Genomic DNA, 18,742 nt, shown 5'->3' with positions numbered 1-18,742 from the left:
GCTTTTAACTGCATAATCGGATTTTTTATTTTTATCTTAACATGCTGAGATCAATACCAATTATTGGCAATGATGGTGAAAAGTAATGACACGTTGCTTTATAAGGAAGGAGTTTGTTTTGGTGTAAAATAACATCAAAAATTGTTTGTATATTATAAGGTTGATCTGAGTTTTGATGGTGTACTTTGACTCGTTCATCTTGGTAATTTAGTAAAATACAGGGGAGAAAAGTCAGATTTAACCGCTTAGCCACTTGATAGCGGTGGTTGCCATCCATAATAATGCCGGAGTTTATTTCGCAAGGAATAGGGGTTGTCCAAATACCCTCACCAATTATTTTTTTACTTAAATAGTCGACGTGGCGTTGATCCGTTTCTTCTGATGAGCAAAGAAATTGTATTGGCTTCAGTTCAATATGATAGGTATTGATAGTCATACCCCCTCCTTCTTATCAAGATGGTTATTTATCACCTAAACTTACAAAGTAACCAGGTTCATAGCTGATCGGTAAAAATTTATCGTAAAGCGCCTTAAATGTTTCATCTGCATTTAAATCTGGAAATAATTCGGGATGGAACCAACGTGCTAATTGTTGGATTGCAATAAAATCGTATGGACTATTATAAAATTGATGCCAAATTGCATAAAATTGTTGGTTTTTGACGGCATTACTTCCGGTATAAGCAGGCTTTTTTAGGTATTTTTTTAGCTTCGCTTTTGCCGCTTCCATATTTTCATTTGGCCCTAAACCAATCCAATCACCATTAGGCATAAATGATGAAAAGTTTGCACTGGTAACAACGACTTTATCAGGATTTGCGGCAATAACTTGCTCCGGATCCATCATATAAAATGTGTTAGGCGCATTTTTTTCACCGATATTTTCACCTCCGGCGAGTGAAACAAAACGCCCAAAGTTACCATTGCCAAATGTCAGACAGCATTCATCGGTATATCCACCAATGCGCTCAATAAAAATACGTGGCTTTTTAGGATGTTGGTTACTTAATACATCACTCACTCGTTTTAATTGCTTATCTCTAAATTCAATAAACTTTTCTGCTATTTCTTCTTTACCCCATAAAGTGCCGAATAGGCGCATCGTTGGCGTCGTATTTTTTAATGGGTTATAGCGAAAATCAATATAGACAATAGGGATCCCTGCTTTCTCTAATGCTTTATCATACCCTTGTTCTTCTATTGCTGTTTTTGCCTCAATATTCATGATGATAGCATCGGGTTGTAGCGCTAATGCTTTTTCAATATTGAGTGAACGTTTTTCAGTGCCGCCAAATGTGGGAATACGGTTTAGTTGAGGAAAATAAGTACTGTATTGTCGCCATGTTGCAGGATCTGACGTTTGCATATCATTCCCCATCGCAACAATACGTTTTGCTGGATTATCTTTATCTAGCATGGCGACAAGGTAGAGCATACGCCCTTCACCTAAAATGACTTTTTTTATGGGGGTATTTACGGTGACCTTTCTACCAAGTATATCTGTAACAACGGTCGGTTTTGCTGAGATTATTGTGGAAAATAATAGCCCAAAAAGAATAAGTAAAAATTTAGCCATTTGCTGGTGTAGCCTATACTTTTTTTTCATATTGTTCCTTATTGATGATATGTTTTGTTAGTAAAATAATCGTGCTAAGGCATATTAGATAACCGACTGAAATATAATAAAAAAGCATATTGATTCCAGGGTAAATAATAAGAATACTGCCGAGAGAGATCCCCCCGATTGATGCAAATTGATTAATACTTTGCGATAAACCAAGTACATAACCTTGATGTTTTGCTGGCGATGCTGAGGAGATCAGTGCTGTTAAGATGGGAGTGGTCGCGCCTAGTAAAATTCCCCAAATAAAATAGAGTAAGGCAAACCAAATAATTGAAGCGTTTGCGAGACTGATGGCAATAGCCGCGCAGCCAAAGATAATCCATCTTAAGCGTGTCAAAGAGGCAACAATGGATTGGTGTTCAAACCATTTAGCCCATAATTGAGCCGATAGGATCACCCCCATCGCTTGTAATCCATAAATAAGCCCTATTACCCAATAGTCTGTTGAATAGGTTTTTTCGATATATAAGGAGAAACTGGGCAGGGTGATAAGCCGGATCATTAATAATAACCCTGTAAGCAACATCAATTGTTTAACGATAGTTTGAGGGGAACCGTTTTTTTTCGTTGTATGGGCTGTATTGGCGGGGGATAAAAGGGGGGAATGCTTATCTGATGGTAAAAATAGAAAAACAGCCACGGCACTTAACATACAAAGCCACCCAGCCATCATATTGATCCAAAAGAAATTGAGATAATCTAAAATTAACCCGCCAGCCAGCGCCCCTAATAGAGAGCCTATATTGGTTGATACTTGTAGTAGGGCAAAGAGATGAGTCCGTTTTCTAGGGGCTGTCACCGCCACCCCGTAAGCTTGCGCTGGCGCTATATACCCCGCACATGCTCCTTGAATAAACCTTAATAGTAAAATTAACCAAGGGTCATTACAGAATGACAGTAAAATTTGGGTAATTGATAACCCAAGCAAGGCTCGGATTATCATTGCTTTATTCCCCATCCGGTCACCAACTTTCCCCCAAAAAGTACTGGTTAGCATGATGCCAATCATGGGGGCTACATAGACCATTGTTAGGGCGAAAGGGAGTAGTGAATCTGAGCTGTTATTTTGCAAATGAATAGGCCAAAATGGCCCACTCATTTCCATTGCACCCATTGATATTATTTGAATACCGAATAAGAACCCAATAATCAGATGGTTTTTAAGCAATTTCACCGTTTAGCCACCCTATATTGAGTGAGGTCTATCTTGGTAAATATAGGGTGATGAATTTCAGGTTTTAGCCCTAAATAATCCATACACCAAGTGTAGATCTCTTGCATATAGGGAATAGGGATATTGAGCTGCTTCCCTAAATTAACGAGTAAGCACAAACCATAAATAATATCTTCCTGAAAAACGCGATGGTTTTTATTGAAGACCCAGCCACCGCCTTCAGCGTTTATAAGAGGTAATTGAATACCATGGTAGGCCTTGTTTGAACGAAGAATTGACCATAGTGTTTTGGCATCCTCGATTTGTTCGGTATAAGCTTCTCGTAATTCTTCAATTAAAGGTTTTACGGTATTAAGTGAGATTGCCAATTCTTTGGTTAAATATTGGCAAATCGCCAGTCGCTCCTCATCACAGCGCTGTAAATAATAAGCACCAAGTTCAGGGCAATCATTCCACCAGCACAGTGGAGATTCAAAATTGCGTTGATGCCATTGAGCGTAGGGGCCTATCAGCCCATAAATGACTGAGCTGTGCATAATAGGATTTGCGGGAGTGAGGGTTATTTCTAAGTAATTATCAAGAATGGTAATAGGAGCCGAGTATATTTCCGATAACCAACAATGGAGTTGGTTTTTATTTGTTTCATTTTCTCGATGATGAAACGCAATAAAGAGTTCAGATTTCTCACCACCGAAACAAACTTTTGTGCCAAGTTCTAAACCCCATGCAATATGAGGCACATCTTTCATGCCCCATATTACGACATTAGGTTTATCTTTAAAAAATTGTTCAGCAAGCCAATCAAAGCCATTTATACCGGGAATGGCGCCAATAAACACCGTGTGGGATGTCGATAAGTAGGGTGAGATAAAATTTAGCCAATTTGCTTGTTGGTGGGAAGGAACAGTAAGAATAATTATATCGGCATGAGGTATGACGATTTGCGGTAAATTAGTTATTAATTCAATTGAATAATCAATAACTTTTCCATCATGATAGTGAACTGATAATTTTTGGTTCTGCTGCTGGTGGCGTTCGACGGTTATAGGATTTTGGGTAAGTAATGATGCCTTAACATGAGCGAAATGGCTAAACAGAGCAACCGCTAAATGACCAGTTTGGCCTCCCCCACAGACAACAACCTTGAGCTGTTTGTTATCTATCATCATGGTTTCCTCTAGTTAGCTTGCTCTAGTGGAATGGTATTCGTTAGCCAACGATTGAGTTGATGCGAAATCTCCTCTGAAATCAGGTTGCGAGCGCTTAACCATTGTTCGTTGAATATTGTATTCAGGTATTTTTCACCGCCATCAACAACAATGACCACGACATTGCCGCTAAGAATATCTGTATTTATATATTCTAAGGCTTTATAGACAATGCCTCCGGTTGACCCTCCTACTAATAAACCGTATTTGTTGGCGAGAAAACGGGTTGTTTCAAAAGCTTGGCAGTCAGAAACTTGAGCATTATGGTCAATACAACTGTAATCGAGCACTAAGCCTACGGTGTCCCCTTTTGGCGTCCCTGTTCCTGATTGATAATAGGGTTTGCCTGGGTTACCAAAAATAATTGAGCCTTCAGGCTCTACAGCGACGGTAATCGTTTGTGGGTTATGAGCCTTTAACCCTTGAGAGATGCCAGTAATAGAGCCACCTGTACCGACACAACCGACATAAGCATCAATTTTACCTATTTGCTCAATAAGCTCACAGACTAAAGCTGCATAACCTCCTGAATTAGCGGCATTATCTGATTGATTCAAAAAGGTTGCATTAGGCAGTTGAGATGCTAACTCGCTGGCAAGGCGTTGCCGTTCAACAACAGCCACTTCATCCTCTTGATAATCACCTGTAACATAGCGAATATCTGCGCCTAGCGCCTTCATAATAGAAATTTTGTCGGGGGCGGCATGGTGGTCAACAACCGCGATAAAATGCAAATCAAACTCGATTGCTGCCAGCGCGAGTCCTATTCCGGTATTACCTGATGAGGATTCGATAATAGTGCTTTTAGGTTTTATTTTTCCTGATTTAAGGCCAGCAATAACCATGTTTCGAGCCATTCTGTCTTTCATACTTCCCCCTGGATTGTTCTTTTCCATTTTTAGAAATAGAGCACTTTTTTTGTGGGGAACAGCGATACGTAAAACAGGTGTATTGCCGATCAAATCAGTGACTTTGCTGCTGATCATAAATATTCCTATTTGTTATCTTTGAAAAAAATAAACTGCCCATCATGATTTTCCAGTGCATACAATCGACAAGGAATAGGGTGCCGATGAAATTGATTTTCAAGTAAGTCCATTTGATATCCGGCTGTATTTATGAAAATGAGCAAATCACCGGCTTGAGGAAGGTGAGTAAATAAAATTAAGCGATGGGTGATCACATCATTTTCTAAACAGCTATGTCCTGCTATCCATACTCGGGTGGGGCGCTGTTTATGTTGTTTTGAGTGTGGTACTAAAACATGTAGTGGATCGAGTAAAAACTCTGAGTTAAACCAAGTTTCACAGGCACTAAAGCTACTGCCTTCAACAAAAATAATAGGATGTTGGAATTGCTGATTAACGCGCACAACTCGAAATAGCGATATTGCACTTTGATCGACTAAACATCTGCCGGGCTCTATCGTTAGTGTGATATGGTTTTTCTTAAGGTATTGAGAGATGGTTTCGTTTTCTGTGTATTGGGATGATAGGAATGTAGTTAACCATTGGGTGGCTGATTGTTCCCCTCCATAAGGGTAAAAATCGGTTGGTATACGGTTATTTTGATAATATTGGCTCGTTTGATTATCTATCCATGATTGGTATTGCCTCGTTGAAACATATTGAACCGGTAGCCCGCCGCCAATATCAATGGTTTTAATTTCAAACCCCAATGACAGTGCTGATTTTATAAGTGGCTGTAATTCACGGAAAGCTTGTACGCGTGAAGCGCTTTTATAGCCACCTAAATGAAAATGGATACCTTGCCAAAGTAAGCCTGCATGCTGTTTGGCTAATTGAAGTGCCGTTATAAATGCAGCAGATTTCATGCCAAACCTAGAGCGGCTCATTTGTGGTTGATAGCGAAATAGAACCCTCGCGATGAATGATGTTCCTGATAATAGGTTGAGGATATCTTGTAATTCTTCAAGAGAATCAACGACAATCAGTGAGTTATGTAATATCAGTTTCCAAAGAAATTCATTGGTCTTCGCAGGACCAGTAGCACAAATTTTCTCTGGTGAAATCCCATAGTCATAGGCATCTTGCCATTCATGAAGGCTTGATACATCAACGCCAATACCTTCTTCAACGGCTATTTTGACTAGGATATTGGATTGGTTAACTTTCACGCCATACATAATGCGCCCTGTTACACCATGTTCTTGAAAAACAGCATTCAGTTTTAGAATATTTTGTTGCATGGTATGAGGGAAAATCACATTTAATGGGGAACCATACTGCTTAACCAGTTCTACCAGCCTTTCATTATTTTCAAAACATAGCCGTTTGACCTGCTCATCCATGAGCGGCGGTAATTCTGTTGGCGCTACAGTTTTGATAGATTGATAAGGTACCGATAAAAAATGGGTTAAGTTAGTTTGGTTCACCATGATTTCACCTCTTAGAAATCAACTGAAATAGAACCGAGTACGGTTCGCGGAGAGCCTTGAGCGAATGTGCTGTAGGAGGCTACACCAGACCAATAACGCTCATTTAAAATATTGGTGATATTTAGTCTCAACGTAACAGGCGTATTCGATATCTTAGTCTTATAGGCAGAGCCAATATCGACGGTTGTCCATGAAGGTATTGAATGAGTATTTTCTTTATTAACGTATTGACGAGTATGGTAATTGATATTGCCATTGATACTTAAACCTGAAACAGAAGGGATATCATATTCCGCACCAAAATTTGCGACCCAAGGGGAAACGCCAATCGGTTCATTTCCTTTATTTTGCCCAGATGCAGTTTTGGTGAGCTCTGCTTGAATATAAGTGACGCCGCCGGTTAAACGGAGAGAATCAAATGGCTTACCAGAGACACTTAGCTCAATACCACGATTACGTTGTTCATCGTTGGCAGAATAAATCAGGCTGTTAGGGTCTAATGACCCGCTTGGTTTACTGATTTGGAAAAGGCTCAGTGTTGTTATTGCAACGGGTTGTTCATATTTAACGCCTAACTCATATTGCTTAGAACGAAATGGCTTCATCATTTCGCCGCTATTTTTAGCATTAACCGGAGCAGTACTTCCTTTGCTGAGACCTTCAACATAATTCGCATATAGCGAGATATTATCAGTAGGTTTAAACAATAAACCGACTAATGGGGTAATAGCGGATTCATCATAAGTTGTTGAAAGAGCCCCTAAAGTAAAGCTATCAGATTTTATATTTTGATAGCGAATACCGGGGGTGACCATAAAGCTATCGTTAAAAAAGCCAATTGTATCGACCAATGAAACCCCTGAAAGTGTATTTTCGGAGCGTTTTGTTATTTCTGGGTAATCAGGGATTTGTTTATCGATATAAGTAGGGTGATATAAGTTGGTATTGTATGGTGTGCCTGCATTTGTACCGACATTATAACGATCAAAATAGCGGTTCCACTGTAATGCGAGTTGATGAGAGGTATTTCCTGTCATGAATTCACTTTTGATACCAGTGCCAACAGAGTAACGCTGGGTTTTGCTTTGAAAATTCATGATATATGTGGAGATATCCCCTTGATCATTAAGGACGGTGTAGGTTTGTTCATTAACCCGATCGATACGGGTTCGAGCACCACCAATATCCATAAATAATGAGGTATTGCTTAGCACATCATATTCCATATGTAATAAGGCGGAATCATCATTAGATTTCCACCATGTCCATGGGCTAGCTAAATTGGTTTTCCCACTAGGCGCAGGTGGAACAACCCCATTTTCCCCTAAAAAAAATGGACGATTAGTCGCATTCATATTTTGGTTTTGAGTAATGAGATCCAATGAAGCGCGAAAGCGTTCACTAGAATAATCTAGCGCGATAGCACCGACGCCGAGCCGACGGTCTTGATGGTCAACGGCAGTATTACCATTGGTGTAACTTCCATTCACGCGAATACCAAAATATTGGTTATTCCCTAGGTCATATAAACGGCCAACATCTAATTTACCACCTAACTGAGAGTCACTTAGATATTGGGCGGTTAAGCGAGTGATAGGCTGCGCACTGGCACGTTTGGTTACGACATTGATAACACCACCAACCCCCCCTTCAGGTGACATACCATATAACAGAGATGCTGGTCCTTTTAGAATATCAACACGTTCAGCGTAGTCTGCTAATAATTGAAAGTTAGGGGATACACCATAGATACCATTAAGCGCAAACTCACCGATATTACCTTCCGTTATAGGGAAGCCTCGAATATATAATGAGTCAAGTAGTCCACCTTTAGAGCTACTAATTTGTATCGAAGTATCGTGAGAAAGAATGTCTGAAATTTGTTGTGCTTGTTGTGATTCTAAATAAGCTGAATTGTAATTAGTGATATTAAAGGGAATATCCATAATATCGTTATCCCCTAATAGCCCCGCTTGCATTGATCTTGAAGAAAAAAGGTTAGGTTGTAGGTTATTATTACCCTTAGCTGATACGATGATACTATCTTTGCTGAGCTTATTATCTGATTTAGCAAAAAGGGTATTAGGATAAAAGAATGAAATTACCACACAAAATAAAGAGTGATAGGTAATTTTATGTTTTGCTATGTCTTTAAATGGTATAGTTAATAAGTTATTTTTCATATTGAATTAGTCGTTTTATTCGCTTTATTTACAAGGAAGGGAACAAACCTAGTATTACCTTCTGTTAGATAAAGTTTATTTATTGAAATAATAAAAATGGGTTCATTAAACCATGTTGTATTCGGTAATTAATATATCGTTGGATATGCATAGTGAGTAGTGAGCGAGTTTGCCAAGGTGAATTCATAAATATTTCATATTCTTGCCTCCAAAAACTTTCATCAATTCGAGGCTTAACTGATTCAAAAATATATTGAGTTATATTTTTTAATTCCCTCCAAAGCTGGTGGTTAGTTAAGCGGTAAAAACGAGTAATATGGACAGCTAGTTCATGTAAATGGCTTACAAAACAAGCGTCAATCAAAAAACTCCGTACAGGTTCTATATCCTCTTCAAAAACGGTCGGTAAAATACCGGGCCAAGAGTAGGCTTGTAATTGATAGCCTTGTTGGTGCAATAGGGGTAAAAAGGCTCGGCCATCACCATAGTCACGGATTAAACATTTTTCTGGGATACCTTCTGATGTGAAGAGTACTTGGGTATTTTGCTGATGAGCTTCAAGAGCAATGCCATATATCAAATACATAGATATAACAGGCTCTAAAATAACTTTTGTATAGCTGCGGAACCATTCACGAGGAGTTAATCCTGATTTTTCAATGAGTTCAGTGAAAATCGGTTTTTGTTGATTTGGTAAAGCAGTAAAGAGTGTTGCAACCGTGATAGGCAATAAATTGTCACTTCTTTCATAAGAATTCGTGCAACGAAATACGACAGAAAGAAAGCGCCCAGCTGAATCATCTTGTTCAATGGCATGTCGGTAGTGGATACCGAGATCTTCACGTAGAGATTCTAATTTCCCATGAAAGTTTTTCTCTTGTTTTAAGATGGTATCGATTAACTGACTAATTCTAGGCCCCATATGGATGGATTTTGCTTGCAAGCTACGCATTTCACTTGTCATCCAAACTGCGATGGGTAATTTAACAAATGCCTTATTAGTGGCATCTGTGGGGAGCATGGTCCTAAAGGACATCGTCGGTTTGGTTTCTAATTGAGGCCCATCAATAAGCAGTATTTCATCTTGAATGAGTTCTGCTGCTTGCTCTTTTACCCAATGATTTAAGTGCCAGGGATGAATGGGTAATGGAAGCCATTGTTGAGGATCCCTACCTTGTTGCCCAAGCCAATCACACCATTGTTGACCAATAAGTGGAAATTGTTGAAGAAACCAGAGGTGAATATTAGCGACATGCGGCAATGCTTCAATATAGGCCATATCTCGGCGTAGAGCTGCGACAGTAAGATTCACCGTAGCATTAAATTCAGGAGAGTAAGCCATAACATCTTTGGCTTTCATGTTTGGTCGGCTTTTCCATGTTGGATAATAGGGATGCCCTTCAAGTGAGCCCCATTGGTCGAGAAACAAAGCCGCATCGCGGATACTGTATTTATGAACGACCCAATCAGTTAAGTCATTAAAACCGTATTTAGACATTTGTTGGCTAATATCGTGTGACCAATTAATGCGGAAGTTGCGTGCATTAATGTCATTATCGACACTGTTTTTTATATCATTTTTTAATTTATTTAAATTGTTAGGGGTAAACGCTATATTTAAATCTTCTTTTAATATATCAAGCATGTCATCTATCGTTTGAATAATTTCCTTTTGATTGTTTTTATCGATTATATAAATATTTCCATAACTTAATACGGTATTGGCAGGGTATATATCTACATCGGTGAAAAGGATTTTAAATGATGATGTTATGGATTGATAAATATATCCACAATAATCAAAATCCCAATAAAATTGTTTTTTATCAATCAGTTTTTCTGCAAACAAGCAATGAATTAAACGCCTAAGGCTATTATGATGAGAAAATTCAGCATTAATATTTAAAACATTTGTTTGTTTAGGGGTATTCGTCATGATTAGCCTCTTATAGCTATGAGAACGAATTAATTAATGATGAATATCATTAACTAGAAAAATAATTTTGAATACTTGAAAGATATTGGTAATAAAGTTAGCATTGCCGAAAAAAATAGTAAATGAGAATTATTGTTTTTTTTATTCTCAATTGAGATGTAAGGGAAAATAATATGTTATTCAAATGATTGATTAGGAAGGTTCACGATGACTAATTGTTCTGTAACTTATTTATTTGTACCCGGAGATCACCCTCAATTCTTTGATAAAGCGTGTATTAGTGGCTCAGACGTGTTGATTTTAGATTTGGAGGATTCAGTTCATCCTTTACATAAATCTCTTGCTAGGCAGGAAGTTATGGATTGGTTACTCCATTATCCAAAAAAGGAGGTAACGCAAAAAATAGCCATTAGAATTAACCAGCCAAATAGTATTGAATATGATCAAGATATTGATTGGCTAAAGAAAAATAACTTATTCATCTATTTATCTCACCTTGTTATACCTAAAGTTGAATCTGTAGCGATGATCAACGATGTTAAAAAACATCTCTTTGATAATCCGCAACTATCGATGATTGCTATCATTGAAACGGCATGGGGGTTACACCGTGTTTATGATATCGCACATTCAGGTGTTGAGCGCCTTGCATTCGGCTCTTTAGACTTTTCTCTTGATATGCAGTGTGACATGTCTCGTGAATCACTGTTGTTTGCAAGAACACAAGTGGTGCTTGCTTCTCGCCTTGCAAATCTTTTAGCTCCTATCGACTGTGTCACACCAGATATTGATGATTTGGCTGCTTTAGAGCAAGAGTGTTTGCATGCTAAAGCTCTTGGTTTTACAGCAAAATTAGCTATTCATCCCAATCAAATTGCTATTATCAAGCGATCGTTTGATATAACGCAGCAGCAGCTGGCTTGGTCAAAAAAAGTATTACAACAATCTCAAGAGCAGTATGCCTTTAAAGTGGATGGCAAAATGGTAGATTTACCTTTAATTTTGCAGGCAAAGAAGTGGCTAAATACCCACAAATAAAAATACGCCTAATTTGCTTACCGTTTCTGGCATCATCCCCGTCCATTTATTTCGTCGTAATGAAAAATAGCGATTTTTTGTATCTCTGTATCGATACAACGAACGATTGTTTTTTTATAGGATAAGTTCCTAGGTTTGTCACGTTAGCCTAAAAAACGTGACATATCATGGAACATCTCTTGCCACTCGTTTTCGTCTATTTCCATCAAACCAAAATAGCGCAACATAAAGGCGCCCTCGGTAGCAAGAAACATCAGCCGAGCGCGTTTGCCATGCTCTGTTGAGGTGTCTAAATGGCGCAATCTATCACGATACCAAACACGGGTACTTTCTAAGTATTCAGGGGTTTGTAGTAAAGCTGCCATTAATGCTGCCCCCTTCGCCATCGCGACTTTGTCATGTTCATAGGTTGCAAGCCGATGGGCATTAATACGATTTTCTGGGGAGCTGTCTTTTTCAATCTCACGGTTAAATATTTGCTCATAGGTATAACCCCAGCGTTCAAACATTGCATCGATTAAGGCATCTTTGTTACCAAAACAGTATTGAACCCCTCCTTTAGAGATCCCCATAGATTTTGCGACTGCATCAATCGTCAGAGCAGCAGCACCTTGGTTAAGTACGATGTTTTCAGCGGCATCGAGCACTTTATCTCGATCGATAGTTCGTTGACGTCCCATTTAACAAAAACCTCTTTTCAATACATACGTATGGATTTATATTGTAGCACGATCATGAATAAATAGTGATTAAATAAACTTGTTGAGATGATTTTATGCTAGCAAATTATAAACGCTGGATTATTTTACTTTTAGTATCAAGTGTACTCTTTCTGATTGTCATCGATGTGACGGTGTTATATACCGCGTTACCGCGATTAACGCATGATTTAGGCGCCACATCTTCTGAAAAATTGTGGATCATGAATGCTTACCCATTAATTGTCGCTGGGCTGTTGCCTGCTGCGGGTATGCTTAGTGATCGCATTGGCCATAAGGTCATGTTTCTGTTAGGGCTACCTTTATTTGCGGTCGCTTCTTTATGTGCGGCATTTTCTCCGACGGCAATGAGCCTAATTTTATCCAGAGGCTTTTTAGCTGTGGGAGCGGCGCTGAGTATGCCTGCAACCTTATCGATTGTTAGACACGTTTTCTTAGATCCAAAAGAGCGTGCACTTGCGATAGGTATTTGGTCGGCGGTGGCATCAGGTGGTGCTGCGATAGGCCCTTTGGTTGGTGGTGCGCTGCTTAACCACTTTTGGTGGGGATCGGTCTTTTTAATTAATGTTCCTGTGGTATTGCTGGTATTACCTTTTGCCTATTTTTTAATTCCTAAATGTGGCGGAACAGGCTCACAAAAAATTGATTATCTTGGCTCTGGGTTAGTGCTAGTCGGGTTAGTTGGCATTATTTATGCTCTAAAAGAGCTGGGTAAGCCTTATACCAATTGGTGGGAGTTGACTATTGTTGGGGTTATCGGTGGGCTATTTTTATGGTTATTTAGCCGCAGACAAATAGCGTCTGAATCACCAATGATTGATTTTAAATTATTTTCTAACCCTCGTTTTAGTGCCGGTATTTTAATGGCGATATTATCGATGGTGATTATTGTGGGTGTCGAACTCCTATTGAGCCAAAGACTACAATTAGTTCAGGGGTATACGCCACTTCAAGCGGCGCTGTATATTATCCCGATCCCGATTGCTTCTGTATTAGCAGGCCCATTAACTGGAATGTTATTACATACAATGGGGGAAAGACGTTTAACCGTCATTGGCTTTGTTTGTACTTTGGCAGGGGTACTTGGTCTCATTTCTATTTATCAAACCTCAACAGGTTTCATCTTATTGTTATTCCTGTTTTTAATTGGTTTTGGTTTAGGAATTATTTTTACGACAGCTTCAACAACCGTGATGCTCAATGCGCCAGATAAAAAAGCCGGTATGGCCGCGTCTATTGAAGAAGTCGCATATGAAATTGGTAGTGTGTTGGGTGTAACCTTTATGGGGGGATTGATGAGTGCCATTTATACAATGAAATTATCATTGCCCGATAGCTTAGTCGTTGATAATAAAGCTTATGATAGCATTGATGAAGCTTTTATTGTTGCGGAGCATCTGCCGCACGAAAGTGCTAATTTATTGATAAATCAAGCGCACATAGCGTTTGATCAAGCCTTTTTTGGTGTCATGGTATCGACAGCGATTATTGTCATAATCAGCACGCTGTGTATCCCTTACTTTTTCCGTAAAAATTAACGTTAATGAATAAAGGGAAGTGAATTAAATGACACTTCCCTGCTTTTACCATGTATCCTCCACGCGGGGGTATTACTTCACTTTCCTGATCAACAGTGCGGCAAAGAATGGACAAATGGCAAATAAAATAAATAACCAAACAGAGGCTTGTTGAGCGCCTGCTATTCCACCAGGGGAAATCAACCCGCTGTTATTCACGACGACACCCACGAGCGCGGCAGAAAGCGCAGTCGCATATAGTTGAACGGTAATGACGGATGAAGACGCGAGATTTTCTTCACCACTAGGGGCGACACTGAACACTTTTAACACCAAGTGTGGCCAGCAAATACCAATACCAAGGCCAACTCCCATCATTGCGACTAAATAAATTGTAAACAGTAAGATTGAACTCACAAGCTCCGTATGAGGAGTCAAAATGGCTAACACAATTAATGAAATAAATATGATGATTGGCCCTATACGAAGTATTTTTAACACGATTGGGCCAGTTTTATTGGCACTTAATAATGCGCCAATCGTCCAACCTGCTGCCATAATCGCTGTAAGATAGCCTGCTGATAATGGCGAGAAGTGGTGGATGGTTTGTAAGAAATAAGGAACATAAATTTCCGTTGTCATACCACCCACCAACAAGCTCATCGTTAAATAAATCACACCGAGTGAATTTTTTAATGAATAAGTGCCTGTTGGTAGTAATCGCTTACCTTTTTTACCATCGATTTTTGCGATAGTGACCAATAAGATAAGGCCAACGAATAGGCCAATGGCATTGAATATCAACTGACTGGATAAGCTACCGATGGAAATCGCTAAGACGGAAATCACTAATAGTGAAATGGCGAGAACAGGCAGTTTACTGATCTGTTGGGATTGATTTGTCCTTTTAGGCAATTGATTTATCACGATTAGAACGAGTAGAAGTGCAACGGGAAGTAATGACCAAAAAGCCCAGCGCCAATGACCCGTTTGAGCGAATATTCCACCAATAGCAGGACCGCAAAGTGTCGCTATTCCCCACATACCGGAAACAATGCCCATGGCACGTGACCAAAGGTTTTCAGTAAACACAACGCGAATAAGGGCGTAGCTTAAGGCGAATAAAATTCCACCGCCTAGCCCTTGTAACGCTCGCCCGCCAAGTAACATTAACATTGATGGTGACAGTGCACACCAAATGGAGCCTAATGAGAAAATAAGCAGAGCCGTTAAATAGGCGAATTTAGGCCCTAATTGATTGAGTATTTTACTCGACAGTGTTGAACCCACAATTGAAGTAGCAACAAAAATCGTCGTATTCCACGCATAATATTCAAGACCACCGATATCATTGACGATACTAGGTAAGATAGTTGTCACAATATAAATATTGATAGCATGAAGAGCGACACCACCGGTGAGGGCAATCGTCAATAATGCGTTACGACCACTAAGTAAATCAGCCCACTTAGCTTGAGTTGTCGTGGAGGGTTCATTGCTCATAGCGAGACCTGCTAGACGAGAGAGTTAAAAAAACGTTAATATCCAAGTATTGACTTGGATATTAGAGTGACAGAATGATTAATGCAAGTGATTACTTTGATAATTTAAATATCAGCCAAGCGGTTGATAAGGTTTTGTTTTGCATAAAAACAAAAGGCCCTATCTCGACAGCTGTGATTGCAAAAGACTTGGCAATGACGGGGGAAGCGGCACGCCAGCATATTCAGAAACTGACGTCTTTAGGTTTAGTTGAAGGGGTGCAATGTACCTCTCAAACAGGAGCGGGCCGACCAAGGCAGAATTGGGTGCTCACAGCATTAGGGCATCAGCGCTTTCCTGACACACATGCTCAATTAACATTGCAGCTCATTGATTCTGTAAAAAATATTTTTGGTAATGAAGGGCTGGAAAAGCTAATTAGCCAACGAGAAGGGGAAGTTAAGGCGAAATATTTGTCGCGATGTGGCTCTTTACCTTTCGTTGAACGATTACAGGCATTAGCCGATGTTCGCAACGAAGAAGGTTATATGGCACATATTGAGCAAGATGGTAATAGCTGGTTATTTATTGAAAATCATTGCCCTATCTGTGCTGCGGCGACGGTCTGCCAAAATTTTTGTCGTTCAGAATTGCAACTGTTTCGCGATATTATGGGAAGTGATGTGACAGTTGAGCGTGAGCAATATTTGTTAAATGGCGCGGGACGTTGTGTCTATCGTGTACGGCAAATGAAATAGGGCCGAGTGTTACCTCGGCCCTGTTGAGATTGACTATTTTTCGATCTCAACCTGTTCGCTAGATTCGATGTGCGGCGTCAATTCTTCCGTTGTGAGCCATAATGGTTTCTTTTCAAATTGTTCGTAGAGTGACAATTGGTCTTGATAATGAGGTGATGGTTTGCCTTGAGGTGAAATAAAACCGCTTTGGCCTGGTGCGACGACATCCCAAGCTTTCACTTTACCATCGCTAAACACGATCAAATCATTTTCTGTGCCTCTATTATGATACTCATTTTGATGAAAACGCTCTTTTGCATTGGCTTGAGGAACGCCAAAGAAATTATTGGCTCTGAAAGTGAGTGCCGTGGCAGGGGTTTGCCAGCTTGCAAGATTATCACCATATTTTAGGGTCATCTGCTGATAAGTATTGCGTAATGCTTGGCGAATGACCTCATCTTGAGGTTTGCCTGCAAAGAGATCAATCGCTTGAGGAATTGCAGAGCGTTGTCCTAATAACGATTCATATAAGATTTTGGCCCCCGTACTAATATTCAGTGAACCTGTAGGGCCGTCTTGTGTTGTTTCATAGCCACTGGCTAAATACCATTTATCAAAGGGAGCCGGTACAGCTTGACCGAGAGTCGCTTTTAACATCTCCTTGAGCCAGATATCTAATATTGCCGAGCCTGGTTGAATATAATGCTTACCATCCTTTGTAAGATGATTAATGCCATCCCATTGGTTCAGTATATTAGCAAGTTTTACTGCATCATCATCGGCAGGTAAATCACGCGTAGCACGGATGATATAAGGGGTGAATAAGCGATGATTGAGGTCAACACGGCTGGTTTGTTTTAGGATATCCCACATATCCTCTTGGTTTAACAAAGCTTTTGATTCTATCAGTCTATTTATTTCTGTCACTCGATCAGCCGAACCCCATAAGAAAGCAAATAAATCACTAGCGGGGTAGTTTTTGGCTGGGGAATTATTCCAGTTGGCAATATAACCGGATTTCGGGTTATACACTTTTGGGTTATTGGCAAAGGGTTGCATACCTTGCCAATCCCACTCCCCGGTACCTGGCACTGGAAGGCGAGGGTCATGGTTTTCTTGGCGCTCAGGGTAATGTCCTGTATGGATATAACCAATATTGCCATCTCGATCGGCATAATACCAATTAATGGTCAGTGCTTGATTTTGTGCCTGAGCTTGCCATTGCTGCCAATTTTTGGATTGTGCCTGTTTTACCCATGCCATCAAAGAAGAGACTTCTTTTCCATCCCACGCTCGAGCCTTGCTGTATGCGATGTTAGCGCTGTTATCTTGTTTGACTATGTTGCCGTGCACCGTTCGATAAACATCTAATGTGACAGGCGAAGCATCTTTCACGTTAATGACCTCTTGGCGGCTGAGCATTTTTTTCCATTGGCCTTGATGTTGGTAATAGTTAGGACGTTTTGGGTCGAGTTTCTCTGCAAAAATATCGACACCATCACCAAAACCAGCCGTTGATCCCCATGCTATGTTGCCATTATGGCCAAATAATATTGCTGGATAAGCGAAAGGGGTGTTGCCAACCAAATCAAAACCAGCACCATGTAAACCAATGCCATAGGTATAGGCTGGGTTAAACCAGCCAAATTGTGGGCCGTTGAGCAAAATTGCGTTAGCGCCATCGGCTTTTGATTTGCCGACAACCCAGATATTACTCGTCGTTGGGTAACCTGCTAACCCGTTCGCACCGCCTTGCTCATATTGCTTGGCAATCAATTGGCTATTTTGCTGTGCTGTTAATGCGATTAATTTGCCGGAGGCATCCTTTGCAGGGCGCTCAAACATAGGGGGAATTAGACGGTAATCGTTTATTTGATTCACCTGAGATTGTTTATTTTTATTTTTTGTATCTGAATAGGTAAATTCTTGAGCATCAATAGTGGTGGGGGCATTAGGGTTGTTTAGCCAATTTATTTGGTTGAATACTGCTAACCCTGTTTGCTCACCATACTTATCTTTTAAGGCGGTTAATAAGGCTAGATTATCGATTTCACTGTTCATATCTGAGAAGCGGTTAGCCATAGTGCCCACCATAATCATGGCAACATCAAAGCTGTTCCATTGAGATGGTGTGAAGTCATAATCAATAAATTGTTTAGGCATTAATTTATCTGGCCTCGCATTCACTTGTTTGATCCAAGCGTTCATGCCGTCTGCATAGCCACGTAGGATATCCTGTTCTTCTTTAGGGAGATTTTTAATTTGTTGATGGATGGAGTCAGGCCAGTAATTACTGCGGATATCTTTATCAAAGGCAATAAAATCTTTGCCGAGCACTTCTGAAACGGTGCCTTGGGTACTGCGTTTTGCCATTTCCATCTGGAAAAGCCTGTCTTGGGCGACAGCATAGCCATAACCATAAAAAAGGCTATATACGTCATCGGCATAGATATGAGGAACGCCGTAGCTATCTCGATCGATTTTGATTTTATTCGGTTCGGCATAGCCAGTAGATGAAAGTGTTGTTAATCCAAAAATAATAACCGCAGATAATAAGTTGTTTATCTTCATCAGGTGAGTCTCCATTTTTTATTGTTTTATGAGACTAACAATCACTAATTTGTAAATGAAGAGTTAAATAATAGTTAAATTATTAATATGTGAACCAAGTAGATAAAAAAGGATACATAAAAATAAAAAAAATATTAAAAGTGAATCTGATCACG

Annotated in this window: 14 protein-coding genes; 3 read left to right on the top strand and 11 right to left on the bottom strand. The window is 39.8% G+C overall.

Going from position 1 to position 18,742, the window contains the following annotated elements; translation table 11 throughout:
- Positions 1–31: 31 nt before the first annotated feature.
- The 8 genes from PR699_RS16475 to PR699_RS16440 form a co-directional block, all read right to left on the bottom strand.
- On the bottom strand, positions 32–436 hold the full coding sequence (locus tag PR699_RS16475) for a ParB N-terminal domain-containing protein (protein ID WP_004924000.1): 405 nt from the start codon (positions 434–436) through the stop codon (positions 32–34).
- A gap of 24 nt (positions 437–460) precedes the next feature.
- Positions 461–1,606 carry an ABC transporter substrate-binding protein gene (locus PR699_RS16470; protein ID WP_014657144.1) on the bottom strand — a complete coding sequence of 382 codons (1,146 nt, stop codon included), beginning with the start codon at positions 1,604–1,606 and terminating at the stop codon, positions 461–463.
- Entirely contained in the window at positions 1,590–2,798 is a 1,209-nt protein-coding gene (locus PR699_RS16465) for an MFS transporter (RefSeq protein WP_014657145.1), read from the bottom strand. Before PR699_RS16465 ends, PR699_RS16470 begins: the two co-directional genes overlap by 17 nt.
- Complete coding sequence (locus PR699_RS16460) at positions 2,795–3,964, bottom strand: NAD/NADP-dependent octopine/nopaline dehydrogenase family protein (protein ID WP_014657146.1); 1,170 nt, start codon at positions 3,962–3,964, stop codon at positions 2,795–2,797. The genes PR699_RS16465 and PR699_RS16460 overlap by 4 nt, the downstream gene beginning before the upstream one ends.
- A gap of 11 nt (positions 3,965–3,975) precedes the next feature.
- Entirely contained in the window at positions 3,976–4,992 is a 1,017-nt protein-coding gene (locus PR699_RS16455; protein ID WP_004924012.1) for a PLP-dependent cysteine synthase family protein, read from the bottom strand.
- An 8-nt stretch (positions 4,993–5,000) separates the two neighbouring features.
- Positions 5,001–6,404 carry a Y4yA family PLP-dependent enzyme gene (locus PR699_RS16450; RefSeq protein WP_014657147.1) on the bottom strand — a complete coding sequence of 468 codons (1,404 nt, stop codon included), beginning with the start codon at positions 6,402–6,404 and terminating at the stop codon, positions 5,001–5,003.
- An 11-nt stretch (positions 6,405–6,415) separates the two neighbouring features.
- Positions 6,416–8,350 carry a TonB-dependent siderophore receptor gene (locus PR699_RS16445; RefSeq protein ID WP_237683248.1) on the bottom strand — a complete coding sequence of 645 codons (1,935 nt, stop codon included), beginning with the start codon at positions 8,348–8,350 and terminating at the stop codon, positions 6,416–6,418.
- 316 nt (positions 8,351–8,666) lie between these two features.
- On the bottom strand, positions 8,667–10,232 hold the full coding sequence (locus PR699_RS16440; RefSeq protein WP_272577863.1) for an IucA/IucC family siderophore biosynthesis protein: 1,566 nt from the start codon (positions 10,230–10,232) through the stop codon (positions 8,667–8,669).
- 498 nt (positions 10,233–10,730) lie between these two features.
- Between PR699_RS16440 and PR699_RS16435 the strand changes: the two genes are divergently transcribed.
- On the top strand, positions 10,731–11,561 hold the full coding sequence (locus PR699_RS16435; RefSeq protein WP_014657150.1) for a CoA ester lyase: 831 nt from the start codon (positions 10,731–10,733) through the stop codon (positions 11,559–11,561).
- A 143-nt stretch (positions 11,562–11,704) separates the two neighbouring features.
- Here PR699_RS16435 and PR699_RS16430 read toward each other — a convergent pair whose 3' ends face one another.
- A complete protein-coding gene (locus tag PR699_RS16430) occupies positions 11,705–12,241 on the bottom strand; it encodes a TetR/AcrR family transcriptional regulator (RefSeq protein ID WP_004924031.1) in 537 nt (178 codons plus the stop codon).
- Positions 12,242–12,336: 95 nt separating this feature from the next.
- Between PR699_RS16430 and PR699_RS16425 the strand changes: the two genes are divergently transcribed.
- Positions 12,337–13,818: an MFS transporter gene (locus PR699_RS16425; protein WP_004924034.1), complete on the top strand. Its 1,482-nt coding sequence runs from the start codon at positions 12,337–12,339 to the stop codon at positions 13,816–13,818.
- A 72-nt stretch (positions 13,819–13,890) separates the two neighbouring features.
- On the opposite strand, the gene PR699_RS16420 is transcribed toward PR699_RS16425, so the two are convergent.
- Entirely contained in the window at positions 13,891–15,300 is a 1,410-nt protein-coding gene (locus PR699_RS16420) for an MFS transporter (RefSeq protein ID WP_014657151.1), read from the bottom strand.
- Positions 15,301–15,374: 74 nt separating this feature from the next.
- Here PR699_RS16420 and PR699_RS16415 point away from each other — a divergent pair, with 74 nt between their 5' ends.
- A complete protein-coding gene (locus PR699_RS16415) occupies positions 15,375–16,037 on the top strand; it encodes a metalloregulator ArsR/SmtB family transcription factor (protein WP_004924040.1) in 663 nt (220 codons plus the stop codon).
- Between the two features lie 33 nt (positions 16,038–16,070).
- On the opposite strand, the gene PR699_RS16410 is transcribed toward PR699_RS16415, so the two are convergent.
- A complete protein-coding gene (locus PR699_RS16410) occupies positions 16,071–18,587 on the bottom strand; it encodes a penicillin acylase family protein (protein WP_014657153.1) in 2,517 nt (838 codons plus the stop codon).
- Between the last annotated feature and the right edge of the window lie 155 nt (positions 18,588–18,742).

Source organism: Providencia sp. PROV268 (genome assembly GCF_028477805.1).
Lineage (GTDB): Bacteria > Pseudomonadota > Gammaproteobacteria > Enterobacterales > Enterobacteriaceae > Providencia > Providencia stuartii.
The sequence above is the reverse complement of the archived record's forward strand: the minus strand, read 5'-3'. Positions and strand labels throughout refer to the sequence as shown.